At 32.5% G+C, this 25792-nt stretch carries 23 protein-coding genes; 14 read left to right on the top strand and 9 right to left on the bottom strand.

The window, feature by feature from the left end; genetic code table 11:
* Nucleotides 1–3 precede the first annotated feature (3 nt).
* The 6 genes from M4I23_RS14835 to M4I23_RS14860 all read right to left on the bottom strand — a co-directional run bounded on the left by M4I23_RS14835 (nt 4) and on the right by M4I23_RS14860 (nt 10087).
* Nucleotides 4–5160 carry a T9SS type B sorting domain-containing protein gene (locus M4I23_RS14835; RefSeq protein WP_249754934.1) on the bottom strand — a complete coding sequence of 1719 codons (5157 nt, stop codon included), beginning with the start codon at nt 5158–5160 and terminating at the stop codon, nt 4–6.
* 296 nt (nt 5161–5456) lie between these two features.
* Entirely contained in the window at nt 5457–6293 is an 837-nt protein-coding gene (locus tag M4I23_RS14840; protein WP_158848752.1) for a DUF2807 domain-containing protein, read from the bottom strand.
* Nucleotides 6294–6396: 103 nt separating this feature from the next.
* Entirely contained in the window at nt 6397–7125 is a 729-nt protein-coding gene (locus M4I23_RS14845; RefSeq protein ID WP_249754935.1) for a head GIN domain-containing protein, read from the bottom strand.
* A gap of 159 nt (nt 7126–7284) precedes the next feature.
* Nucleotides 7285–9117: a PspC domain-containing protein gene (locus M4I23_RS14850; RefSeq protein WP_249754936.1), complete on the bottom strand. Its 1833-nt coding sequence runs from the start codon at nt 9115–9117 to the stop codon at nt 7285–7287.
* Nucleotides 9114–9455 carry a PadR family transcriptional regulator gene (locus M4I23_RS14855; RefSeq protein ID WP_158848758.1) on the bottom strand — a complete coding sequence of 114 codons (342 nt, stop codon included), beginning with the start codon at nt 9453–9455 and terminating at the stop codon, nt 9114–9116. Before M4I23_RS14855 ends, M4I23_RS14850 begins: the two co-directional genes overlap by 4 nt.
* A 185-nt stretch (nt 9456–9640) precedes the next feature.
* Nucleotides 9641–10087 (bottom strand): DUF4870 domain-containing protein, encoded by a 447-nt coding sequence (locus M4I23_RS14860; protein WP_249754937.1) that lies wholly within the window; start codon nt 10085–10087, stop codon nt 9641–9643.
* A gap of 146 nt (nt 10088–10233) precedes the next feature.
* On the opposite strand from M4I23_RS14860, the gene M4I23_RS14865 reads away from it, so the two are divergent.
* The 7 genes from M4I23_RS14865 to M4I23_RS14895 all read left to right on the top strand — a co-directional run bounded on the left by M4I23_RS14865 (nt 10234) and on the right by M4I23_RS14895 (nt 15767).
* Nucleotides 10234–10704, top strand: a complete 471-nt coding sequence (locus M4I23_RS14865; protein WP_249754938.1) for a DUF4442 domain-containing protein — start codon at nt 10234–10236, stop codon at nt 10702–10704.
* A gap of 99 nt (nt 10705–10803) precedes the next feature.
* Nucleotides 10804–11604 (top strand): TIGR00266 family protein, encoded by an 801-nt coding sequence (locus tag M4I23_RS14870; RefSeq protein ID WP_158848764.1) that lies wholly within the window; start codon nt 10804–10806, stop codon nt 11602–11604.
* Between the two features lie 237 nt (nt 11605–11841).
* Nucleotides 11842–12039 carry a hypothetical protein gene (locus M4I23_RS14875; protein ID WP_158848766.1) on the top strand — a complete coding sequence of 66 codons (198 nt, stop codon included), beginning with the start codon at nt 11842–11844 and terminating at the stop codon, nt 12037–12039.
* A 345-nt stretch (nt 12040–12384) separates the two neighbouring features.
* Nucleotides 12385–12693 carry a hypothetical protein gene (locus M4I23_RS14880; protein ID WP_249754939.1) on the top strand — a complete coding sequence of 103 codons (309 nt, stop codon included), beginning with the start codon at nt 12385–12387 and terminating at the stop codon, nt 12691–12693.
* A gap of 119 nt (nt 12694–12812) precedes the next feature.
* Complete coding sequence (locus tag M4I23_RS14885) at nt 12813–13613, top strand: MbnP family protein (protein ID WP_249754940.1); 801 nt, start codon at nt 12813–12815, stop codon at nt 13611–13613.
* A 125-nt stretch (nt 13614–13738) separates the two neighbouring features.
* Nucleotides 13739–14785, top strand: coding sequence for a cytochrome-c peroxidase (locus M4I23_RS14890; protein ID WP_249754941.1), 1047 nt, complete (start codon nt 13739–13741; stop codon nt 14783–14785).
* Nucleotides 14763–15767 carry a hypothetical protein gene (locus tag M4I23_RS14895; protein ID WP_249754942.1) on the top strand — a complete coding sequence of 335 codons (1005 nt, stop codon included), beginning with the start codon at nt 14763–14765 and terminating at the stop codon, nt 15765–15767. Before M4I23_RS14890 ends, M4I23_RS14895 begins: the two co-directional genes overlap by 23 nt.
* A gap of 104 nt (nt 15768–15871) precedes the next feature.
* Here M4I23_RS14895 and M4I23_RS14900 read toward each other — a convergent pair whose 3' ends face one another.
* A complete protein-coding gene (locus tag M4I23_RS14900; protein WP_249754943.1) occupies nt 15872–16810 on the bottom strand; it encodes a LysR substrate-binding domain-containing protein in 939 nt (312 codons plus the stop codon).
* A 103-nt stretch (nt 16811–16913) separates the two neighbouring features.
* Between M4I23_RS14900 and M4I23_RS14905 the strand changes: the two genes are divergently transcribed.
* Nucleotides 16914–17393, top strand: a complete 480-nt coding sequence (locus M4I23_RS14905; protein ID WP_158848776.1) for a Dps family protein — start codon at nt 16914–16916, stop codon at nt 17391–17393.
* A 68-nt stretch (nt 17394–17461) separates the two neighbouring features.
* Here the strand turns inward: M4I23_RS14905 and M4I23_RS14910 are convergent, their stop codons facing one another.
* The gene (locus M4I23_RS14910; protein WP_249754944.1) at nt 17462–17893 is read right to left on the bottom strand and encodes a DUF2141 domain-containing protein; all 432 of its coding nucleotides are present in this window, start codon (nt 17891–17893) and stop codon (nt 17462–17464) included.
* 117 nt (nt 17894–18010) lie between these two features.
* A complete protein-coding gene (locus M4I23_RS14915; protein ID WP_158848780.1) occupies nt 18011–18862 on the bottom strand; it encodes a UDP-2,3-diacylglucosamine diphosphatase in 852 nt (283 codons plus the stop codon).
* Nucleotides 18863–19247: 385 nt separating this feature from the next.
* Between M4I23_RS14915 and aroC the strand changes: the two genes are divergently transcribed.
* The 6 genes from aroC (at nt 19248) to M4I23_RS14945 (ending at nt 25770) form a co-directional block, all read left to right on the top strand.
* A complete protein-coding gene (gene aroC, locus M4I23_RS14920; RefSeq protein ID WP_158848782.1) occupies nt 19248–20309 on the top strand; it encodes a chorismate synthase in 1062 nt (353 codons plus the stop codon).
* Between the two features lie 410 nt (nt 20310–20719).
* On the top strand, nt 20720–22045 hold the full coding sequence (locus M4I23_RS14925) for a dicarboxylate/amino acid:cation symporter (RefSeq protein ID WP_158848784.1): 1326 nt from the start codon (nt 20720–20722) through the stop codon (nt 22043–22045).
* A gap of 11 nt (nt 22046–22056) precedes the next feature.
* A complete protein-coding gene (locus M4I23_RS14930) occupies nt 22057–22878 on the top strand; it encodes a sulfurtransferase (RefSeq protein ID WP_249754945.1) in 822 nt (273 codons plus the stop codon).
* A gap of 507 nt (nt 22879–23385) precedes the next feature.
* Nucleotides 23386–24372, top strand: a complete 987-nt coding sequence (locus M4I23_RS14935) for an SPFH domain-containing protein (protein WP_249754946.1) — start codon at nt 23386–23388, stop codon at nt 24370–24372.
* Nucleotides 24372–25289: a sugar kinase gene (locus M4I23_RS14940; RefSeq protein WP_249754947.1), complete on the top strand. Its 918-nt coding sequence runs from the start codon at nt 24372–24374 to the stop codon at nt 25287–25289. The genes M4I23_RS14935 and M4I23_RS14940 overlap by 1 nt, the downstream gene beginning before the upstream one ends.
* A gap of 106 nt (nt 25290–25395) precedes the next feature.
* Nucleotides 25396–25770 carry a hypothetical protein gene (locus M4I23_RS14945; protein ID WP_249754948.1) on the top strand — a complete coding sequence of 125 codons (375 nt, stop codon included), beginning with the start codon at nt 25396–25398 and terminating at the stop codon, nt 25768–25770.
* Nucleotides 25771–25792: the final 22 nt, after the last annotated feature.

Genomic DNA, 25792 nt, shown 5'->3' on the forward strand with positions numbered 1-25792 from the left:
GTGTTATCGTTTTAAAGTGAAATGTCCACTAAAATGTCGTCCATCTTCAAGTTGAACATTAAACCAATAATCATCAGAAGGTAAAGCATTTCCATTAAATGTACCATCCCAACCTATTGAACCTGCTAAGAATTGTTTAAGTAGTTTTCCGTAACGATCGTAAACAAATATTAAAGAGTTTGGCTGTACTTGAGAGTTTAGGCCTTTTACTTGCCAATAGTCATTATAGCTGTCTCCATTAGGTGTAAAGAATTTGGCATAGCCAATTACCGAAATATTTAATTCTGCAGTTCCGCAAATATCATCTTTTACATAAATGGTGTAAAAGCCTGGACGTACATTTGTAAATACAGGTTCCGATTGGTAAGTAATAAAGTTTGAGCCGTCTTCTCTTAAGGCATACTCATAATCTCCAGAACCTAAATTTATAGGGTCTATGGTTACGGAGTTGTTATTAGAGATATCTATAATGGTAACATCATCTTGAGTAATATTTGCAAGCTCCGAGGCTGTAACTATAATATCTCGGGTGCGTGAGCATCCTGTTCCATCTGTTTTGGAAAGTGTTACCGAGTATGTTCCGGCAACGGTTACATTATCTAAAGTGGACTGGTTGGATAAAAATGTACCATCCTCAAAATACCACTCGTAAGTAAAATTATCTATTACGCTAGCTTCAATAGGATCTAAGTTTACACTGAAAGTTGGATCTGATGTACAAACAATTAAAGGCGAGTCTACGGTGAAATTTGGAAGCGGATTTACAACTAATTCTATTGTAGTAGTTGCCATGCAGATTGTATTAGCTGGATTAGTAACTTCAACTAAAATATTTTGAGATTCTGAGTTTAAAGGATTTGGTAAAGATGAATTTGTTACTGAAACTCCAGACTCGTCTAGATATGCATAATTGATATTCATACCAGTTTGCGATCCTAAAATAGTATTAGAAAAGGTAGAGGTATCGAAAGGATACATACCATCATCATCAATGTCTCCAGATTGGCCATCACACACGATAATTGGGTTTATAGGGTTAGCAATAGGACTTTCGTCAACTATGAATTCTACTGCAGTTTCATCGAAACAAGGGCCATCGGGAGCCGAAGAAGTCGCATTTGTAACTCGAACTGTTATGGTTTGATTACTGGTTAAAAATGTAGATGAAATAGGACTAATAACAGGCGTGCCATTAGAATATAATAAAGGATCTCCAGCGGTATCAAAATATGAAATATCAACATCCGCAGGATTTTGTGTTCCTAAAACATCATTTTCTAAGTTTGAAGTATCAAAAGGGTAAGCGCCATCAGTATCATCATCGCAAGCTCGGTTTATTGTAACAGGGTTTGCAATTGGTAAAGGTTCTACGGTTAATAAAATATGGCCACCTAAACCTAAGCAATCGTTAGATATATTGCTATCTACACGTACGTAAATAGTTTGCGAATTTGGATATCCAATATTTCTGTAATTAGAAATATCTGTAATTTCATTTATTTCAGCTAAAGCATCAGCTTCATTTCTATAATAACGCGGAGGTAATGGGGTTTGACCGGAAGGAATTAAACTTAATAAAGTTGTATTTACACTACTAAAACCGAATGTTGCAATACCATCTCTTTGGTTATTGTTGGCTGTATCATTTCCGTCAATATCAAGAAAATCATCACATTGATTAAAAGTTATTAATAAGCTAGAAGGTATTACTGTTGTTGAAACATTAAGTTGGATTTCTGCAATATTTCCGCAGTTAAGTGGATTATCTACCCGCGCCCAAACTATATCGTTACTAATTGTTCTATTTAGAAAAGTGGTAGGGTCTGTAATAAAATCAAGACTCGTTTCATCCCCTAATTTAGCAGCTGCTTGGGTTAAATAGTAGCTGAATGTTTCGTTTACAGCATTTGATGAAATTTCATTATTAGCTTCGGTTAAATTGAAATAACTATAACCAAGTGTTGTTGGATCAGCATCATCACATTGAATTAAAATAACAGGCGAATTAACATTTGAAAGCGCATTCACAGTAAGCGTCATACTTTCTGAATATAAGCCACAGCTATTTCCGCTTCTATCTAATTTTACACGGTATTGATTGCTGTTAAAGGTTAATGGTGTATCTGAAATACTTAGAGTTGCCGTTTGTGAGTTGCTGTAGTTAGTATCATCAATAATGGTGTTCCAAGTGGAGCCATCTGTACTTACTTCCCATTGAAATGTTTCTGCTTCATCTGAAATTATCGTAATGGAAGCATCGTAAGATTCGCAAATAGCTACATCTGCAGGTTGTGTTGTTATGGATATTGGAGCATTGGTTAAATAACTGAAATCGGGAATTGTGTAACCGTCTGAAGTGTTATTAACTAATCCGTTTGTGTCTACAGTAATAGTTGCAGTGTCTCCAAGGTAGTTATCCATATTTGCATCTGAAAAGCCGGCTTCAATAACATCGAAACATGTATCTCCGTCGGAATCTAAATCAATATAGCTAAATACAGTGTCGTTGTCAAAATCACTTAGAGTATATCCTATTTGGTTACTGTCTGCTGAGGTTTCTGCACGATCTATCCATCCGTTTGTACCAAAGCTAGGTCCATCATCAATCCCATCCAAATCGTTATCGATAACATTAGTACCTAATACACCTGTTTCAATTAAATCATAAATACCATCATTATCACTATCTAAATCATAAACATCAAGTACGCCATCGTTGTCAGTGTCTATTAGTGTTGCCGTAATATCATAAATATCATCTAATCCGTTAGAATCTGCATCTATATTTGATAGCGTAACAAATTTGCCTTGATTTTCTATAAAATCAGGAATACCGTCATTATCGCTGTCTAAATCTAAACTATCGTCAATACCATCTAGGTCATTATCTTTTCCAACACAAGTTGCAGCAATTTGAAACGTAGCTTGATTGCTATTTGTGTCTGAAATATTTTTATGAATATAAGTTATTTGGTTTACGCTATGAGCCGAAAAAGTGAAAGTTGCAGCTCCAAAAGCTAATGATGTTTTTGATTTAAATCTAATTTCGAAAGCCGAAATTTGCGTTATTCCCGTTTCGTAAATACCGTCAAAATCGCTATCAATTAGAAGTTGATCATCAGGATCTAGAAGGGTAATAGTTCTTGTGCTGGGCACTCGAATAACAAATTCCTGATTAGTATTGAGTGTACCACTACCAGTAAAAGTGTTGTCAGGATAGTTTACCAATAAATTAAGTGGTTTGTTAAAGCTTAATTGGTAGGTTGTGTTACTTTCTGGGTCACCGGTTTTAATAGATACCTCACTGGTAAATACGCCATCACTATTTCCTGAAATTGGTGTCGTAGCTGTATTATTGGTAACAGTTGTATTTCCAGAGAAAGTATATGCGCCTATAGGAATGCTACCACTATTTATATTTGATAAATTAATAATTTGATTACCATAAGATTCCGTACAGTTTAAAATACCATCGTTATCGTTGTCAATATCTATATTGTCTGGTATACCGTCGGTATCTCCATCATCAGGACAAATACTTACAGGTACATCGAGAGATTCGAGTTTTAAACCCGAACAAAGTAATTCTCCAACAAGTTTGTAGGTTCCAGAAACGGTTGGTATAATTTGAAATGTTGTAATTCCTGTTGTAACAAAGCCACTACCCGAGCCATCGTCAAAAAACCATTCGACACTATCAAAGTTGTCCATGTTAGCAACTTCTAAAGTTACATTTGGAATACAATTTCCTAGGCTTTCAAAAACAGCATTGAAATTAATTTCTGGAGGTGTTGGAAAACCTGAATAAAAACTACCAGAGGTTGCCGCTCCGTTAAAATTGAAATAAGCACAGTATAATTCGTCTGTACTTTGTACAGAAATGTTTCCAGTTAGTCCTACTACTTTATAAGTGACGTAATCTGGTTTTCCTGTAACTGCAATTGGTCCTGTTGTGAAAAAATTACTTAAAGCTGTGTTATTTACCGTAACCGTTGCTCCGGCCTTAGTAACAATAGAAATACCTCCTTCAAAATCTGTACTTCCTATAGATTCAATATTCGCGATATTATTTAAATTCCCGCGTGTTTCACAGCTTAATGGTGGTACAAAATACATACCTTGGTTAGCTTCGCTTGGTGTTGCTCCAATACCTTGATAAGCAAAAACGGATTGAGATGTTTCTACGTACATATTGCCGTTAATATATTGATCGCCTTCAATTAAATAATACTCGCCGGCATTTATAGTGGCAATTGCAGCATTTCCGTTTATACTAACTGAAGTATTATCGTAATGTGCTACAATAAGAATGTTTTCCCAACCATCATAACCATCACCTTTCACAAAAATATATTCTGTGCCTACCTTATCTAGGCCCACAATTTGATCGATACCATAATCTCTACCATTACCGTTATGAAAACTACCATTTGCAGATCCGCAGTTTACAACAATGGGTTTATCGGAGTTAACTAAAGTCCCAATTAATCCATCAGTGTTTATAGTGCTTTCATTGCTGTTAGTTGCAATAGTATAGCTTTCTCCTTTGTTTAGATTAACCGTTATTGGGGTTGTTCCTGAATAATTTTCTATAATTAAACCCGCTGGTAAATCACTAAATACAACTTCTGTATTATTTTCGGTAGCCATTACAGAAGCAAAATTGAGATAATTGTCTTGGGGGTTTTCGTTGGTGTAAGTTCCAATTCTAAAAGTTTCTCCACGGGCGGCTAAACCTTTACTAACTAGTGCTCCAGCTTGTGCTCCAGTGGTTGCAGCATTCATTCTAACCGAGGCATAAATACTATTTTGGGCCTCTATAATATAGCCTCTATTATTGGTAACGGTGCTTGTTTGTGCAGGTGGCATGAATAACTGACTATCACCATTGCCTATAAAAATAACTACAGGAGATGAATTTGAAACTACCCCAGATATATACGTTGATGTGGGTTGTCCAACTGGAATAATAGTGTAAGCGACATCGGTTACAGAAGGTGTAGATAAATATATATACTGATCTTGAGGTAAAGCATTATCAGAATCGGCGTAGGTTAAAGGTGGTATAAAATGCGTTTTACTTAGTTGGGCAAAACTTGCTAGACAGAAAAGAAATATAACTAAGAAAGATATTTTTTTTAAAAATGTCAATTTATTCATCTACAGTTACGGAAGTTAATGTTAATCTTTATTTTGAGAGTTTGGAAAGGTTAAATATAACCTTAAATATAATTAGACTGAAAAAGTATTGTTTGGTTTATTCCATTTTAAGAGAAATTTAGGAAAGAATAATAGTTTCAGAACAATTTTACTTTTAAACGGCTTATAAATTTGTTATAATACTTAGTTTTTATTGATGTTACGTCTTAATTGATTAGTGGTTTCTTTTTAGATAAAAACAAAAAAAAGGTAACATTTTATAATGCTACCTTTTAATACTTATTATGTTAATTGATTTATTTTTCTTTTTTCTGAATTTTAGAAGTGTTCGCTAGTTTATTCACTATTATTTTGGGGTTGTTATATAGGTAAACAGAACTTGATCCAGAAGCTTCCAATGTAATAGTATCTGTAACTTCTAAGATAGTTTCACTTGCTATTTCCGAAGTTAAATAACAGTTTTTTATAGTGAAGTTTTTACCATTAAACTCCGAGTTGTTATCCGCTCTAAGTGTTAAATCATCACAACCACCTTCAATTTCTGCATTTGCTCTTTGGTATAAATCGGCTTTTAAAATTGGAGAATTAATTAAAGCTTCCAATCTACTATTTCCATTTAGAATAACTTTAGATGTTTTGGCGGTTAAATTCAATTTAGTTTTAGATTTATCTAATCCTTCAAAATTGAAATTGTCCGTTTTTATTGTTAGTCCTACTTCAGAATTACCCGACACAATCAATGTAACATTATCAGCGTTTATTGTTGAAAGGCTATGCACTTCTGCGTCATCCCGAGTTTCAATAGTCGTTAAAAAATTATCGTAAGCAACTTTAATTTTAAGTCGTTTTTTTGATGTAATCCGCTTTGTTAAATCTAAATTAAGGATGCTATCACGAACATCGAGAACAAAAAACTCATGAAGATTTTCATCAGCTTCTATTTCAATCGATGGCTCTTTAGCGTAAACTAAATCGATTTCAAATCCTTCATCAATTATTATTGTCTTAAAAGAATTTACAGGTGTTTGTTGTATGGTTACATTTCTATTACCTTTTACTTTTTCTACACTTTGGGTATGGCCAAAAAAGCAAAAACTTACTGCTATTAGTAGCGTAGGGAATTTATGTTTCATTTTATATATGAATTAATTATTAGAACAAATATAAAACAAAAACCATCCCAAACTTATATTTTAGTTTGGAATGGCTTTAATTAGGGCCTATAAAGGAAGAAAATTATCTCTTACTTATATTTCCAGATGAATTATTAGATTTGTCAACCTTTTCTGGATTTCCATAATATTTTACGTCACCACCACTAGTGGCCTTCGCTACTAATATTTTTTCTGTGTTTACACTAATATCAGCACCGCTTGTTGCTTTAACATTGCTATATTGTGTTATTAATTCTTTGGCTTCAATATCGCTTCCGCTAGTGGCTTCGGCATTAAATTTTTCGGTTTTACCGGATATATTTAAATCACTTCCGCTAGTGGCTTTACAGCTTAAAATTGTTGAGTTTACATTTAATGTCATATCGCTTCCGCTTGTTGTTTTCAAATCTAATTCTTCAACTGTTAAAGTGTTTGTTGATGTAACATCGCTTCCGCTAGTTGCAATAATACTTGAAATATCTTTAAAACTTACAGTCACTTTTTTTGAAATACATCTACCTATATTTTCTTTAGTATGAATTTTTAAAACGCCATCTTCAACTTCTGTTAGAATTAGTTCTTGCAGGTTCTCGTCTGTTTCAACAATAATACTTTCGTTGTCGCTTTGTGTTAAATAAACATCCAAACCTTCGGTCGCTTTAATAGTCGAAAATGGTTTGGTAACTGTACGTGTTTCTGTTTGTAAATTGCCATTTCCTTTAACTCCGGAGTTAATGTTGATATCGAAATTACAGGAGAATAAGCATAAACTTAAAAGTGTTGTTACAATAATTTTTGTTAGTGTTGTCATGATTGTTCGTGTTTTGATTGATGAAAGTTTTATTTATGATTATTAGTCCAAATATCTTTTAAATTAGGTTTAATTAATAACTTAAATATCTGAACTGTTGTTTTTTATTGATGAATTGAAACTAATTTCATTTTTTTAGTGGAATTAAAGCTTCAATTGTTAATCTTCCGTGTTAATGTGAATGCCGTTTTTGTCAATTTTGAGTTTAACCTCTTCCGATTCTGCATTTATACCGTTTTCATCTATTTTCAAACGGTTCTCATCAGAGTTAACTTCAATACCTTCCTCATTTATTTTAACGTTTGGTGTATTAATTTCAATTTCTAAATCTTCATTTTCTTCTATAGGGCAGTCTAAACATTCAACTTCATTATCAAGAATTTTAAGATCATAATTCACATGTTCTCTTCTAATAATATTACCATCGTAGTTTCTGTAATAGATGTATGATTCTGTGTTTTTCTTGAAATTAACAATCATATTTTCTGGAATATATAAAACTACATCAACTTCTTGATCACTAAATTTATTTTTAGGGTCTGTTGTAAAATAAGAATCTAAAAGCAAAACATTATTTTTAAGTTCAAAATTGTAATCAATATTTTTTGCACGAGCTCTTGCTTTTTGATAATCACGACCATCGGCACTTTTTTCTAAAGCCACGGTGATGACTGAATCCGTAGTCGACTTCACTCTAATATCAATATCCGAAGAATAGATTATTTTATTCCCGTCATCGTCATGTGCTAATTTAAAATCACTGTGATTACGATATACGCTTGAACTAAAATTATCGTTACCAATCATTTTAATACTTAGTGTATCAATATTTGTAATTGGCAATTTGGTTTTTTCAATGTAAGTTTCATCAAAGGCGTGTTCACTAGCTTGGCGGATACCAATAACAATTAATCCAATTACAGAAATAAACCATAAGCCTAGTAAGGTGAATTTAGCAACATTACCAATAGATTTTAAATTGTTTACTAAAATTTTTAATCCAAGATAGAATAGAAAAAAGAAAGGAATACCAACAGCAAATAGCGTAAGTAGAGAAACAAACCAAATAGGAGTTTCGCCGGCATTAACAATATCTACCAAATCTAAACCAGGTATGTGTACAAAGTTGGCAACACCTACCGAAAACAAACCAATAATTAAAGCAATTAAAGCAGCGGCACCAATAAAAATCAATAAGATTCCTATAAATTTAGCAATCACTTTAAAAAAGAACATAATAATATCGCCAATAGTCTCGAAAAAACTTCTAGAAGACGATTTTATTTTACTGCCTTGTTTTTCGAAATCTATGTTTTTTGTAGCGTTAGAAACAGTGTCTGAAACATTTTTTGCTGCTCCAGAAACAGAATCGGTTACGTTTTTAGCGACGTCGGTTACGGTTTCGGATACATTCTCAAAGCCGTCTTTAATTTTTTTTTCAATGTTGCTAATGTTAACAGGTTCGCCAGTCATCATTATTTTTTCGGCTGTTGTTTTAGCTTCTGGAACTAATACCCAAAGTAAAATATAAAGTAGAAGCCCTGTACCAAATCCGAAAAACAATAAAACCCAAACCAAACGAATCCAGATAGCATCTATACCTACATAATGAGCTAACCCAGAAGATACACCACCAATATACGAGTTGTCGGTATCACGAAATAGTTTTCTAGAAGTCGCTTTTTTTCTGGTATAAGTTTGCTGAGGTTCATCTTCAAAAATCTCATCATCCACCAAATAATCTTCCGGTTGGCCCATGATAGAAATAACTTCATCAACTTCTTTTACACGAATTACTTGGCGCTCAAGTAGAACACGTTCGTTAAAAAGTTCGGCAATTCTAGCTTCAATATCGGCTATAATTTCAGATCGACCTTGAGAGTCTGTAAACGAACGTTTTATAGCCTCCAGATAACGTTGCAGTTTTATATAAGCATCTTCATCTATATGAAAAAATATACCTGCTAAATTTATATTGACTGTTTTATTCATTTTTTTGGTGGTTTTTGGCTAGTTACTAGGGTTACTGCATGGTGTAGTTCACTCCATGTGGTATTTAATTCTTTTAAAAAAAGCTTCCCGGTTTCGGTTAAGCCATAATATTTTCGTGGTGGTCCGGAGGTCGATTCTTCCCATCTGTAATTTAAAAGACCTGCGTTTTTTAGTCTGGTAAGCAAAGGGTAAATAGTACCTTCCACAACCAGCAATTTGGCATCTTTTAGCGTGCTTAGAATTTCGGCAACATAAGCGTCTTCGTCCTTCAACACAGAAAGAATGCAAAATTCTAATACGCCTTTACGCATTTGTGCTTTTGTGTTTTCTATTTTCATTTGATGTTTTGGTGTTTTAGAAGTTGAATGTAATTCGCATTAAACTTTAATTGATTTTTCTAAAAAATTTAAGTGAATTAATTCATGTTTCTAAAGCGATTTAAAGTTAAACTGTTCATTTTTTGATTGATGATTGATTATTGATGAAATTATTTTGATGCTTCCAATGAAAATTGAAAGTCTATTTATTTTAAAAACTGAATGGTTAACGGATAATTGTAAATCTCGCCATCTCTAGCTTTTAAGCTTGCAATTACAATCAAAATTAGTTCTATAATGAAACCAATAATTGCAAAAGCACCCAGTAGGCCACCTATGTAAAGTAAAGCTGATGGCTTACCAATGTTGATATGGAAATTCTGGAAACCGTTAAAATCTATAAAATTGAAACCATTAAAAATTTTGAAAATAAAGAACGGAACAGATAACGTACCCAAGATTATAGCATAAAGCAAAATGCTAATTTGAAAATTAATAGCCTGTTTCCCATGGCGATCTATAAAGTCTGATTTATCTTTATTTGCTGCCCATAAAATAATAGGTCCAATAAAATTTCCGAAAGGAATAAAGAACCTACTAAAGGTTGATAAATGGATAAAAGTTGCGATGTTTTTTTGATGATTGTCTAGCATAATATTAAAACATATAATAGTTTCTTATGCAAATATATGTCTAAAAGAAGGTACTTTGTAACGCATAGTACTAAAAATTAACATTATTTTAACATTTAAGACTGAAGATATTTTTCATAACTTCGTGAAAAATTAAATATTTTAAAATGACATTAACACCAAGAAAACTAAATGCTTACACCATGTTTAAGTTGCCCGCTGCTTATATATGTGGCGTAAGAACTAAACATATAGATAACAATAAATGTTTAGTAACTGTTAAACATAAGTGGGTAAATCAAAACCCGTTTAAGTCTATGTTTTGGGCAGTGCAAGGTATGGCGGCCGAGTTTGCTACGGGGGCTTTAATGATTGGCAAAATTCAAGATTCTGGCAAACGTGTATCTATGTTAGTAACATCGCAAACTGCAACATTTACAAAAAAAGCTACCGGACGCATTATATTTACTTGTAATGATGGTCTTTTAATAGATGAAGCCTTAAAAAAAGCTATTGAAACTGGTGAGGGGCAAACCTTATGGATGGAATCTGTTGGGAAGAATGAAGATGGTGTAGAAGTTTCTACCTTTAAATTTGAATGGAGTATTAAGGTGAAGCAGCCTAAAGTAGCAGTCTAAGCTTTTTACATGCTGAAATTTAAATTTTAAATAAAATTTTGTAACAATATCATAAATACTTCAACATATAAACAATTAATCTTTTAAACTTTTTTTAAAATGACAGCACACGAAATTGATTATAGAATCTACGGAGAAGAAATGCAATACGTAGAAATAGAACTCGATCCGGAAGAAGGAGTAATAGCAGAAGCAGGAAGCTTCATGATGATGGATAGTGGTATACAAATGGAAACTATTTTTGGAGATGGTTCTCAGCAAGATTCAGGATTTTTAGGTAAAATATTAGGAGCTGGAAAACGGATTTTAACAGGAGAAAGTATGTTTATGACGGCTTTTTACAACAACCTAACAGGTAAGCGTAACGTATCATTCGCATCTCCATATCCAGGAAAAATAATCCCGATAGATTTAACAGAATTTGGCGGAAAATTTATCTGTCAAAAAGATGCTTTTCTATGTGCAGCAAAAGGAGTGAGCGTTGGTATCGAGTTTTCTAAAAAATTAGGTCGCGGGCTTTTTGGAGGCGAAGGTTTTATTATGCAAAAGCTTGAAGGCGACGGTATGGCGTTTGTTCATGCTGGCGGAACTATGGCTAAAAAAGAATTAAAATCTGGAGAAATATTACGTGTAGATACCGGTTGTATTGTAGGTTTCGATCAAACTGTAAATTACGATATCGAATTTATTGGAGGTATAAAAAACACTGTTTTTGGAGGCGAAGGTTTGTTTTTCGCAAAATTAGAAGGCCCTGGAACTGTATTTATACAATCTTTACCATTTAGTCGTTTAGCTGGTCGTGTTTTGGCATCTGCACCACGTTCTGGTGGTAATTCTAAAGGAGAAGGTAGTGTGTTAGGTGGTTTAGGCAATTTGCTAGATGGTGATAATAGGTTTTAAAAATAATTACCTCTATACGTTAAAGAAGTAATTGTTAATTCCTATAAATTATATCTGCGAGACCAATGAAGCGGGATGAAAAGTGTTTTTTTATCGACAAAACAGGATAAATTAAATGTTAAAGTTCCTTTAAAACGATTATATAGTTAGATATTTTATTAAATTTATAAAATAAAATCCCTCGAGCCTATAGTATAAATTTACTATTTATTACAAACCTAAAACCTAAATAACATTATGGCAAGAGCAATGCTTGAGTATACTAAAACGGTGCTTAATAAAGTTAGTTTCGATACATCGTTGTTTTGTAAAGAAGTAAAAAAGGCGTTAAGCCGATTATTACCTTACGAGATTGAAGAACTTAAAATATTCATACAATCAATCGTTCATCAAAACCCAGAATTAAATCAATGCTTGGTATATCTAGACCATTAAAATTATAAGCGGCCAAACGGTCGCTTTTTTTTTTGATTAAAATATAAATTAATAATTTGGGCGTTACCCTATCGGGTCGGGCTTTACGTTACAAGTCCTCGACCTACCGATTACAAACGGTAGGCCTGTGGGCTTTTCACTGCAATCCCTAACGCAGGGCTAAATCAAAAGGTTCTTTCTTTCAAAGCAGCATAGTGTTAAAAATAAAAATTCCGCAAGTTTTTCATATAAAATCAATCTAAACTTTTTTACATTTGCGCAACTATAACTTTACCATTGAAAAATATTTTTGTATTTATTCTACTTATTACGTTTGTAATAAAGCCTCTGTATAACATATGTTATTTGGCTTATTACGAAATAAACGTAGATTATATTACCGAAGTTTTTTGTGTTAATAAAGATAAAGTAGAACTAGCCTGTAATGGTAAATGCCATTTAGCAAAACAATTACAAAACGATACAAATTCTCAAGACGATAGTAAAACAGTAAAATTATTATCAGAGTTTCTATTTGCGCTCTATCTTCAAAAAAGTGAAAAATTCAATTTTCAAGACACTCAAATACTTCTAAATAAAAAGGTAAATATAATTTGTAATAAGAGTTATGCTTACAATTTTGAGTATAACCATTTCCGTCCACCAATGGTATAATTGATTTCTTAAATAGGCAAACTCTGCCTAATATTTACTTTTAAAATCAATTTAACAACACTATAGCAGCCGTCAAAAAATAACGACAGAAAGGCTGTTATAATCATATACCATTACAAATGAAAATTTTAAAATTTGCATTTGCGCTTTTATTATGCGCAACAATTTCTTCATGTTCATCAGACGATGATAATAATACAGAAGACCTTTCTGGACAAACAGGAGATTTAATACTTAAATTCGATAACGGTGTTGGAGACCAAGATTTTATTTTTGGTACAACTTATACTAGAACAAACAGAGAATCTTACCAATTAACAACTTTAAAATACTTAATAAGTAACGTTAGTTTAAAAGACGATATGGGTAACGTATATACATACCCAGCAGAAAATAACATTTTTATCGTTAGTGAAGCAAACGGAAACACCGCAGGCGAAATCTATATCACTTTAGAAGATGTAGATGCAGCAAACTATACCGAAGTTACTTTTGGAGTTGGTATCGATCAAGAACGTTATGCTTCTGGAGCAGATGGTCAAGGAGATTTTCTTACCACTGCACAAGATGAAGGTATGATGTGGTCGTGGGCAACAGGTTACAGGTTTACTAGATTAGACGGGACGTTTACATCTGCAACCGAAACCGATGCCGCTTTAAACATTCACATGGGGAGTGTTGGTACTGCTGTAGATAACTATAAAGAAACTACCATAACTTTACCAAACGAAGTTTTAGTAAGAGAAGATAAAACACCAGAAATACATATTAAAGCAGATATTTCTCAAGTATTCGATGGTGCAACTACTGTAAGTTTTGATGATGGTTATGCACAAGTGCATACCGATCCTATTGCAACAGGAGTAATAGCGACTAATTTAAACGGAGCGTTTTCTGTACACCACGTACATAACGACTAATTTTTTAGATAATAATTTCCTCGGTACAACCTACCGAGGAAACTTATTTGTTTTAACGAACAAAGGAGTGTCATTATTAATATCAAAGAAGTAGCATTTACTTCGTTGGTTTAACTCTTAATCAAATGAAAAAAATAGTTTTTATTGCATTGGTAACAATCAGTGTGTTGGCTTGTTCTAAATCATCCGATACAGAAGTTTACGTTCCTGTATTTTTAAATGTAGAGCAACCGGCTAATTTCCCAGAAATGGTTTATAATCTAGATAATAATCCGGTAACCGAAGCAGGTTTCGAATTAGGAAAAAGCTTGTTTTACGATGGTAAACTCTCATCAAACGATGCTATTCCTTGTGCGTTTTGCCACGAACAAGCTTTTGCTTTTACACATCATGAACATACAGTTAGCCATGGTGTAAATGGAGGTATTGGAACGCGTAATGCTCAACCTATTCAAAATTTAGCGTATCAATCGGAGTTTATGTGGGATGGCGCAGCAACACATCTCGATTTTCAACCTATTATTCCATTAACTTCAGAAGTAGAAATGGGAGAAACCTTGAGCAATGTGCTAAGTAAATTAAGCGCAGATGCGTATTATCAAAAGCAATTTCCAAAAGCTTTTGAAGATGGAGAAATAAACAGCGAAAACATGCTAAAAGCATTATCGCAATTTATGCTCATGATGGTATCTTCAAATTCAGATTACGATAAATATATAAGAAATGAAGACGGTGTAACCTTATCCGAAATTGAGTTGGATGGTTTAAACAGTTTTCAAAATAAATGTGCAACGTGCCATGCTACCGATTTATTCACAGACCAAAGTTATAGAAACAATGGCTTGTCAATAAACCCGAAGCTTGATGATAAAGGGCGTTACGATATTTTTGAAGACCCAACCGATTTATATACATTTAAAGTGCCTAGTTTGCGTAACATAGAGTTATCATTACCATATATGCACGATGGACGTTTTTCTACTTTAGAAGCTGTTTTAGATTTTTATGATTCTGGAATGACCGATAATGGTAATGTAGATGAAATATTTACTAGAGCAGATGGTAGTTTGGGCATAAGCCTTTCAGATTACGAAAAAGAAAGCATTATTGCATTTCTTAATACATTAACAGATAATGAGTTTTTAACCGATGATAGATTTTCAGAATATTAAAAAAGTAATTGTTTTGTCAGTTGCTTTTATGCTTAGCATATTTGTATTACAAGCCCATGAAATAGATCCTCCTTTTGGCGTACATGAGCATGTTTCTGAGCCCATGAGCGTAATGTGCGATTTATGTGGTTGTTCTACAAGTTCAGGGAGTTTTGGTTTTGGTACATTAAGCAATGCTAATTTTGTTGGCATACGCTATATCTATCAAAACTTTGAATCTAGAGATGGCATTTTTTCCAATTCGCCAACAACTAAAGAAACTTTCAATACGTATCAATTATGGGCGCAATTGCCAATTAATGATGCTTTTTATATAAGTGTAAATGTGCCTTACCAAGATTTAAATAGAGAATATTCTGAAGGAAATACAGAAAACCTTAATGGTTTAGGTGATAGTAGTGTTATGGGCTGGTACAAATTGCAGTTTTATAAAAAGGAAAGCGATTCTTTGACTTTTAATACAGAGCGTGAAGCATCGGGACATTCATTGCAATTCGGTATTGGAGCAAAATTACCAACTGGTAAGTTTGAAGAAGCCCTAGCCGATAACGTAAATCCAGGATTTCAAGTAGGAACTGGTAGTGTTGATGGTGTTTTTGCGGTGGGTTATAATTATGGCGCTAATAAATTTGGGGTTAATACACTTATAACGTATTACGTGAAAGGTGAAAACAAAAACGATTATCAATTTGGAAACCAATTTAGTTATTCGGCTAATTTATTCACGACATTTCCGAAGGAAAAATATAATATTATGCCATTTGTTGGTGTGTCTGGAGATGTTTACGATAATATTACTCAATACGGAGAAACTTTAGCAGATACTGATGGAAAGATTCTAAGCGGAACTATAGGCTCAGAATTTGCTATTGAAAAGTTTATTTTTGGAGCAAATTACACTACGCCGCTAAGTCAGAATTTATTTGGAGGCAATGTGAAATCTAAAAATCGTTTCTCACTTTATGTTAATTTTGCTTTATAGTAAAGTTATTCTATATGCATTGCATTCAAAACAAAAAGATTCACAGAAAACTTAAAATCTCTGTGAATCTTTTTTGTTTTATTTATACTTCAAAGGTATAGGTTTTACTTCGGCAATGGGCTAATTATTTTTACATTCTGAAAAGCAATAGCGCCACGAACAACTCCAGAGATAACATCTTGCAAAGCTTCAATAATCTGCATTTTTAATTCACTTTTATGGTAAATTAAGCTCACCTCTCGTGCAGGTGTTGGATCATTAAAATAGTGTAAATTCTCCTTTTCTTTATCGTTAATTTCTAATGTATGTAAATAGGGCAGTAGTGTCATGCCTAAACCTTCATTCGATAACCTAATTAAGGTTTCAATACTACCGCTTTCTAATTGAAATTTTTCTTCCGTTTGGTTTTTAAAAGTTTTACACAAGTTAATTACGCCATCACGAAAGCAGTGGCCATCTTCTAATAGCAACATATCATCAACTTCTAAATCTGATACATCAATCTTTTTGTTACTATGTAATCTATGGCCTTTAGGAATGTAAGATACAAACGGCTCGAAATAAAGTACACGTTCCTTTATATTTTCATCTTCCAAAGGTGTTGCAGCAATGGCAGCATCTAAATGGCCATCTTTTATGCGTAACATAATTTCTTCGGTGGTTAGCTCCTCAATTTTAAGTTTTACTTTTGGATGTTTTTTTATAAAGTTTTTCAAAAACATAGGCAGTAGAGTAGGCATTACGGTTGGGATAATCCCTAATTTAAATTCACCACCAATAAAGCCTTTTTGTTGATCTACAATATCTTGAATTCTATTAGATTCGTTTACAATGTTTCTAGCTTGTTCTACAATTTTTAGCCCAATATCGGTAAGTTCAATAGGTTTTTTACTTCTATCAAAAATTAGAATATCGAGTTGATCTTCTAATTTCTGAATTTGCATGCTTAAAGTAGGTTGCGTAACAAAACATTTTTCCGCCGCTTTTGTGAAATTTTGGTTTTCAGCAACAGCTAAAACATAGGATAATTGGGTAATCGTCATAGATATCAATTTTGACTATAAAAATATAACATCTATCAATAAAACTTATGATAAAAAAGCTTTTTTATAGATTAAATTTGTGTGAACAAAAAAACACATCAAAATGACTTTAAATACAATAGGATTAGACACAGTAAAAACACATGAGATAGCAAATGATTTAAACCATCTTTTAGCTAATTTTCAAATATATTATCAAAACTTAAGAGGTATTCACTGGAATATTAAAGGAAAACGTTTTTTCGATTTACACGTTAAATTTGAAGAATTATACACCGATGCTAATACAAAAGTGGACGAAATTGCAGAACGTATTTTAACTTTAGGAGCTACACCTTTACATACTTTTGAAGATTATGCAGCAAAAGCACAGGTGCCAGTAGGTAAAAATATTTCGCAAGATGATTTAGCTGTAAGATTGATAGTGGATTCTTTAGCTCAATTATTGAAAATTGAAAGAGAAATACTTGAAAAAGCTGGTGATGCTAGTGATGAAGGTACAGGTTCTATGATGAGCGATTTTATTACCGAACAAGAAAAAACAGTTTGGATGATGAAAGCTTGGTTGAATGAAACGGTTTAAATTAAAACATTTATTAGTAAAAAGAAGACGGTCTGAAAAGATCGTCTTCTTTGTTTTACACGACTATTTTAAAGTATAATGTTCATTTCTAAATCGGTATTTGTAACCTCAAATTTTGCATTAGCAAATTGAGGAGGGCCAAAACTCATTGAGTTGTTAGATGTTCCAAAGGCTTCTTTTGGTCTGCCTGTTTCTCCAAAATCCATTTTATTATTGTCGTTAGTATCATGAAGTACTAAAATGGCGTATGTTCCAGGAGTTACACCTTCAAATTGCACATCAACTTTGCCATCAATAATTTCAGCTTTAATATTTTTTAAACCAGCACCCTTCATAAAGGTTTGTTCATTGTGTAGTGTTAAAATAACATGGCCATCATGAGATGGTAATTTGTCTATTTTTACATTAATAAGTTGGGTTTTTTTAGCGCTTTCAGTGTTTTGAGCATTGGTGAAAGTTATAGAAAATAATAGAACGAAAATAAATAAAAAAGTCTTCATAGTAGTATGTGTTTATTTGATTAATACTTCAAATATCTAAAACAAACACAGAATTTAATAATACAGTTTACCGAAATGTAGAATTATAATGATGAACTGTAATAACACTTTAAAATATTACTTTATAGACTTCTTTTCGGCACGTTCTACAATAGTAATTGCGGCAATTAAATCATTGATTTTCATTTCTTCAAAATCCTCATCAACAATAAAAGGAGCTAGTTTATCTGTATTAAAGTTATAAATTTTCCAACGTTTAAACTGGTATTCCAAAGCCGTAAAATTTTCAACCCAATCTCCAGAGTTTAAGTACATGGTTCTCCCGTGTTTGTTTTCAATATACTCCATTTTAGGTTGGTGTATATGCCCACAAATTACATAGTCGTAACCTTTTTCTATCGCAAGTTCCGCAATTACTTTTTCGAAATCATTAATATATTTTACAGCACCCTTAACGCCATTTTTTACTTTTTTAGAAAGTGAATAGCGTTCTTTTCCACGTTTATCTAAATACCAATTTACACCGCGATTAATTAGCGTTAATACATCATAACCATAACCGCCCAATTTAGCCAGCCATTTAGCATTTTGTATAGAAACATCAAAAACATCACCATGAAAAAACCATGCTTTTTGTCCGTCTAAATCCAAAACAGCTTTATCTACAATAGAAATATTACCGATGGTTGTATCGCTAAATTTTCTAAGCATTTCATCATGGTTTCCAGTAATGTAAATAACTTCGACACCATTCGATGCCATCGTCATTATTTTTTTTATAACCTTTAAATGCGATTTCGGAAAATAACGTTTACTAAATTGCCAAATATCAATAATATCGCCATTTAAAATTAATTTTTTAGGGTCAATACTATTTAAATAGGTAAGTAAATGCTTGGCGTGGCATCCATACGTACCCAAATGTACATCAGATATAACAGCTATTTCTATTTTACGTTTTATTTTCAAAAGGAGCAGTGTTGTTTTTTGTAAATCTCTATTAATTAAGTCAGATTTATATTACTTAAAGTTTACCATATAATTAACTAATTATGAGGTAATTGTTAAGTCAATGTTACGCTGTTGTTAGAGCTTTTATTGGCTAGTAAAGCAATTCAAGGTAATCAAAATAACAGATTCCGTTAAATACGATTTATTAATAGAAACAGATTTTTTACTGAAAATAAACATTAATATATTTTTAATTTCAGGACTAAACCTTCTATAAACTTTTGTTTAACAAATTCAATATAATTTGTGAAATTCATGATAATCTATGTTTTCAGTAAAGATTTTATTCAACTAAATTCGTCAAATTCATGGCTATAGTTTAATTTAGCAAAAAATTGAAATCATGGCAGGTAACACCTTCGGAAAACTATTTACTTTAGCAACTTATGGCGAATCGCACGGTCCAGCATTAGGCGGTGTTATAGATGGCTGTCCATCAGGGATTGAGTTAGATTTAGATGAAATTCAAAACGAATTAAACCGAAGAAAGCCAGGCCAATCTGCTATCGTTACACAACGTAAAGAACCCGATACCGTAAAATTTCATTCAGGTATTTTCGAGGGTGTAACTACAGGAACATCTATTGGTTTTGTTATCGAAAACACCAACCAAAAATCTCACGATTATAGTCATATAAAAGACAGTTACCGTCCCAGTCATGCCGATTATACTTACGATAAAAAATACGGAGTTCGCGATTATCGTGGTGGTGGTCGTAGTTCGGCACGTGAAACTGCATGTCGTGTAGTTGCTGGTGCCATAGCTAAACAAATGCTAAAAGGAATCGAAATTACAGCCTACGTTTCTGGCGTTGGTACCATGAAATTAGATAAACCATATAACGAGTTAGATCTTACGCTAGTAGAATCTAATATTGTACGTTGTCCAGACAAAGAGATGGCAGCAAACATGGAAACTTATATTAAGGAAGTACGTGGAAAAGGGGATACCGTTGGTGGAATTGTAAGCTGTGTCATTAAAAATGTACCTGTTGGTTTAGGTGAGCCGGTTTTCGATAAGTTACATGCCGAACTTGGTAAAGCCATGCTATCCATTAACGCTGTAAAAGGTTTTGAATATGGTAGCGGATTCCATGGTAGCACCATGTATGGAAGTGATCATAACGATGCTTTTAATAGTGATGGAACTACTAAAACAAACTATTCTGGTGGAATTCAAGGAGGTATAAGCAACGGTATGGATATCTATTTCAACGTCGCTTTCAAACCTGTAGCCACACTAATTCAAAAATACGAAACCATCGATAAAGATGGTAATTATGTAGAAATGCAAGGTAAGGGCCGTCACGATCCATGTGTTGTACCACGCGCCGTACCAATTGTAGAGGCTATGGCAGCACTTGTTTTAGCAGATTTTAAATTAATAAATAAGCTTTATAATTAAATTTATTATTAGAAGCTATTTCCCGCTTTCAGCTATATCTTTTTATGTGCCGAACTTGTTTCTGTATTTAATAAGGATATAGCTTAATCAACCATTTTTACTAGTTTAATAACTTATAGGCTAAATACATAAAAAGGATGCCGCTTCAATCAGGGCTAACCTATTTGCCAACTTCTGTACTTTTATAAGTGTGCCATTTTACTTGTTTCTGCGGATGCTTTTATTATTAAAAAACACATTTAATTCACTTTTCGTTCGTTTATTCTGTAGAAATGTTCGAATTCGTAATTAAAAACTCAATAAAACTTCTTTTTTTTACAGTAAACTCATAGCGAATCTGCTTTTTTTCATACTAAAAATACTTATATTGTGTCAAAATTTTAAACACTTAAAAAGTATCCCTAGCTTATATGAAGAAACTTGCAATGCACTGGAAGATTATAATAGGAATGGTTCTCGGAATCATTTTTGGTTTTATTATGAATAACGTAACTGGTGGTCGTGGTTTTGTTGGCGACTGGATTGCACCTTTCGGGAAAATATTCATCAATCTTCTAAAACTTATTGCAGTTCCTTTAATATTGGCGTCTTTAATAAAAGGAGTCACCGATTTAAAAGATATTTCGAAAATAAAAAATATGGGTTTGCGTACCATTGGTATTTATGTAGCAACTACCGTTGTTGCTATTATTATTGGTTTAAGCATTGTAAATATTGTAAAGCCTGGGGTTGGAATGCCCGAGGAAACCATTGAAAAAATTAAATTAAGATACGCTAACGATGCAGGTGTTGCCGATAAATTAATGAAAGCATCTGCTCAAAAAGATGCCGGGCCACTGCAATCCTTAGTCGATATTTTTCCAAGTAATATATTTCAATCCTTTGTAGAAGCATCGATGTTACAAGTTATCTTTTTTGCGCTTTTTGTTGGTATCTGTTTACTTTTAATTGGCGAGAAAAAAGCAAAACCATTAATAGATTTCTTCGATTCTTTAAACGAGGTTGTTATGAAAATGGTAGATTTAATAATGCTTTTTGCACCATATGCCGTGTTTGCATTATTAGCTAATGTTATTATCGCTTTCGATGATACCGAAATTTTAATAAAATTATTATACTATGCGTTTTGTGTAGTTGGAGGCTTAATTTTAATGATTGGCTTCTACATGATTTTAGTAAGCGTTTATACCAAAAAATCACCATTATGGTTTTTAAAGCAAATAAGTCCGGCGCAATTATTAGCCTTTTCTACAAGTAGTAGTGCAGCAACCTTGCCAGTAACTATGGAGCGTGTAGAAGAACACTTAGGTGTAGATGGAGAAGTTGCAGGTTTTGTTTTGCCAGTTGGAGCTACAGTAAATATGGATGGTACAAGTCTTTACCAAGGTATTGCTGCGGTTTTTATAATGCAGGTTATTTGGCCCGAAGGCTTAACGTTTACAAACCAATTGGTTATTGTGGCAACCGCTTTATTGGCATCAATTGGTAGTGCTGCCGTGCCAAGTGCAGGTATGGTGATGCTGGTTATTGTTTTAGAATCCATCGGTTTCCCAGCCGAATTATTACCTATTGGGCTCGCATTAATTTTTGCAGTAGATAGACCTTTAGATATGTGTAGAACTGTTGTAAACGTAACAGGAGATGCTACGGTTGCAATGATTGTTGCAAAATCTTTAGGTAAGCTACATGATCCTAAACCTAAAGAATGGGACGATAATTATGAGGAAGTAAAATAAAAGTTTTTTATATGAAAGCTAACATATCTATAACAGATCCAATAGTTTCAGTAGAGTGGCTGGAGTCTCATCGGAATTCTGAAAATCTCATTATTTTAGATGGTACAATAAATAAAGTATTTGATGCTGCTTTAAAGCAAATTCCAAACACAAGACTTTTTGATATAAAAAAGAAGTTTAGTGATCTGTCTAACGAATTTCCGAGTGCTTTTCCTTCTGAAGAGCAATTTCAAAAAGAAGCTCAAAATTTAGGAATAAATAATAATAGTGCTATTGTGGTTTACGACGATAAAGGCATTTATTCTAGTGCACGCGTTTGGTGGTTATTCAAAGCTTTTGGATATACAAACGTGGCGGTGTTAAATGGCGGGTTTCCAGCTTGGTTAAAGGCAGAATTACCAACCGAGACTATGACGAATTATACAGGTGAAAAAGGTGATTTCACAGCTAAGCTTCAACCTGATTTTATGCAATTTTTTAATGATGTAAAAGCAGCTTCGAAAAACAAAACACATACTATTATTGATGCACGTTCGGCAGGGCGTTATAATTGCGAAGTTCCAGAACCTCGCGAAGGTTTGCGTATGGGGACTATTCCTAATTCTGTTAATTTACCTTTTACAGATTTATTAATCGATGGCGTTTTAAAACCTAGAGTAGAGCTAGAAAAAGCTTTTTATATGCTAGCAGAAAAAGATGATGCTATTATCTTTTCTTGTGGATCTGGTTTAACAGCGTGTGTCTTAGCTTTAGGAGCCGAAATTTCTGGATATAAAAACCTATCAGTTTATGATGGTTCTTGGACAGAGTGGGGGAGTTTGGTAGAAGCGTAGAACGTTTTAACTTAGTACTTACATTTATAGAGTGAAAAGTGAATTCTTTCCCTTTTTATTTATTTCTTTTAAAAGAAATAAATAGCTTATTCTCGAATTTAATATCCAAGTAACCTTAATTTAAAACGTGTTTTTTAAGATAAAGGTCTAAATGAAATATTAAACCTTGAATATTTAGAAGAAGCTCAAAGAGATTTTATGAGAGATAAATGATGTAACAAAATTTAATTAAGGTAGTTACTCATAATTTATAAAAAAAATATAGGCTTGTGTACTCAATCCAAGGTTCTATTTTTTATAAAATCAGCTAAATATAAAATACGGGATTTAAGAGATAAACAAACTCAAAATATTTATATTTAGCTAAGTTTTAAACTGGAATTTAGTGCCTATTATCTGTTCTGTATTTATTATGCTAAACGGTTTATCGCATTACAAAAAAAACTTGTCTAAAAAATAAAATATAGAAAAAATATGTTCGGAATTAAACACATAAAATTTGACTCAATGACTTATGTATTTCATTTTAAAAATGGAAACATAAAACGTGAAGGAAGAGGTCTTTCTTTTTTCTATTTTGCACCAAATAGTTCTATTGCAGCCATTCCAATGGGAAGTAATGATTTACCTTTTGTATTTAATGAATCTACTAACGATTATCAAACGGTAACTATTCAAGGACAAATTAGTTATAAAATAAATGACCCAAAAATTTTAGCCGATGTTTTAGACTTCACAGTTCAAGATAACGGACAATATAAAAGAAATGATATTGAAAAATTAAACCAAAGAATAATTAACGAAGCTCAAACAGCAACTTCTGCATATATTCATGGAATAAAATTGAAAGAAGCTATTCGTTCTGCCAAAGCAATAGAGCAAAATATTACGGAAGGGCTAAAATCTTCTTCGGCAATTAGAATGTTAGGTATTGAAATTCTTGGAGCAAATATTCTTGCAATTCAAGCAACTCCTGAAATGGCAAGAGCATTAGAAACAGAAACTCGTGAAAAACTGAAGCAAGAAGCAGATCTAGCAGTTTATGAAAGAAGAAATTTTGCAGTAGAACAGGAACGAATAATTAAAGAATCTGAACTTAACACTGAGATTGCTGTTGAAGAAAAACAAAAGCAAATTGCTGAAAAGAAAATGGAATCCGATGTTCAAAAGGCTGATAACCAAAGAAAATTGAGAGAAATGAAGTTAGAAGCAGATATTTCGGTTGAAAATCAACGTAAATCTCTAATTGAACAAAAAACTGAGAACGACAAAAAAGAAGCTGAAACAAAAGGTTATGTTTTAGAAACCACATTAAAACCGTATCGTGATATGGATTGGAAAACCTTAACGGCTTTAAATAATAATTCAGATCCAAGATTCAATATCTCTCTTGCCTTTAGAGAATTAGCTGATAATGCTGATAAAATAGGGAACTTAAATATTAGTCCTGATTTATTAGATTCAATATTAAACGAAAAAGGAAAAACTAGATAATGAGTTTCGAGTATGCTATAATTGTAAAAAATAAAACTCGACTTGAATCGCTTATTGAAAGATTTAACACTAAGGCTCAGGCAAAGTTTTACATTGAAAGACTTGGAGGGAACTTTGAAGAATATGAAATCGAAGATGAAATATTTAGACATTCGTTGAATTCTCTGCAAACTCAATTGTCAAAAGTTATAAAAAATAAAACGATTGATAGACAATTTGTTTCTTCCTATATTTTCTCAGCTAAGAACATAATTATTGTAATAGGGCAAGATGGACTTGTAGCTAATACTGCTAAGTATTCTGTTAACTTACCCATTATAGCTGTAAATCCAGATACTGATAGGTATGATGGAATATTGTTGCCATTTAATATTTCAAACTTTATCCAAGGTGTAGAAAATGTATTAACAAATAAATACAACTCTAAAATTATGAATTTTGCAGAAGCAAAATTAAATGATGGGCAAAGATTATTAGCTTTTAATGATTTATTTATAGGAGCTTCTTCTCACGTTTCAGCAAGATATAAATTAACTTTTAATAACAAGACCGAGCAACATTCTTCAAGTGGAATTATAGTATCTACTCCAGCAGGAGCAACAGGGTGGTTGAGTTCAATTTTTAATATGGCTTATGGTGTTGCAAATTTGTTTGAGAAAAACTTAACCATAAAACACCCTAAACTAAAAGATAAAGATTTACTTTTTGCTGTAAGAGAACCTTTTAAAAGTATTCGAACTCAAACGGAAATATCCGCAGGAGTAATACGTAACAATACTTTAACAATAGAATCTTTTATGCCAAATAATGGAATAATATTTAGTGACGGTGTTGAAAAAGATTTTTTGAATTTTAATAGTGGTTCTATAGCAACAATTGGAATAGCTAAAGAAACCGCAAACATTGTGCAGAAATAATGTTATACAAAAAGTATTAAATCTAAATTCGGTATGTGTTTACAAAGTGATTACATTAAATGCAAAAGTAAGTGTGTTTTACCTTGTAAAGGCTATAGTTAAAAGCATGATAAAAATATTAAAAAAACTTAGCTGGTTAATTATTTATTTACTGTTCAATGCAGTTATATTTTTTATCGAAATACATGTATTATTTAAAAAGAATGATACAAACTATAGCAGTAATAGTGGGTTTAGCTTATTAGATCAATTCTTTAATATTCTTGAAGGATTTGCAATAGTTGGTTTTGTATATGCAGCTGTAGGTTTAACTATAGTATCATTTATGCTATTTATACCATTACAGATTTATTATATAGAAGTAAAATACAAAAACAATAAGAACAAATTTTGGTTTAGCTTATTAGCATCTTTCTCTGTAGTAATCATTTTAAAATTGATTTTACATTGTTGGAGGTTTGTTGATTTAAATTATTTATAGAGCTGTTTCCTTAAACGGAATA

The organism is Algibacter sp. L4_22 (assembly GCF_023473045.1).
GTDB lineage: Bacteria > Bacteroidota > Bacteroidia > Flavobacteriales > Flavobacteriaceae > Algibacter.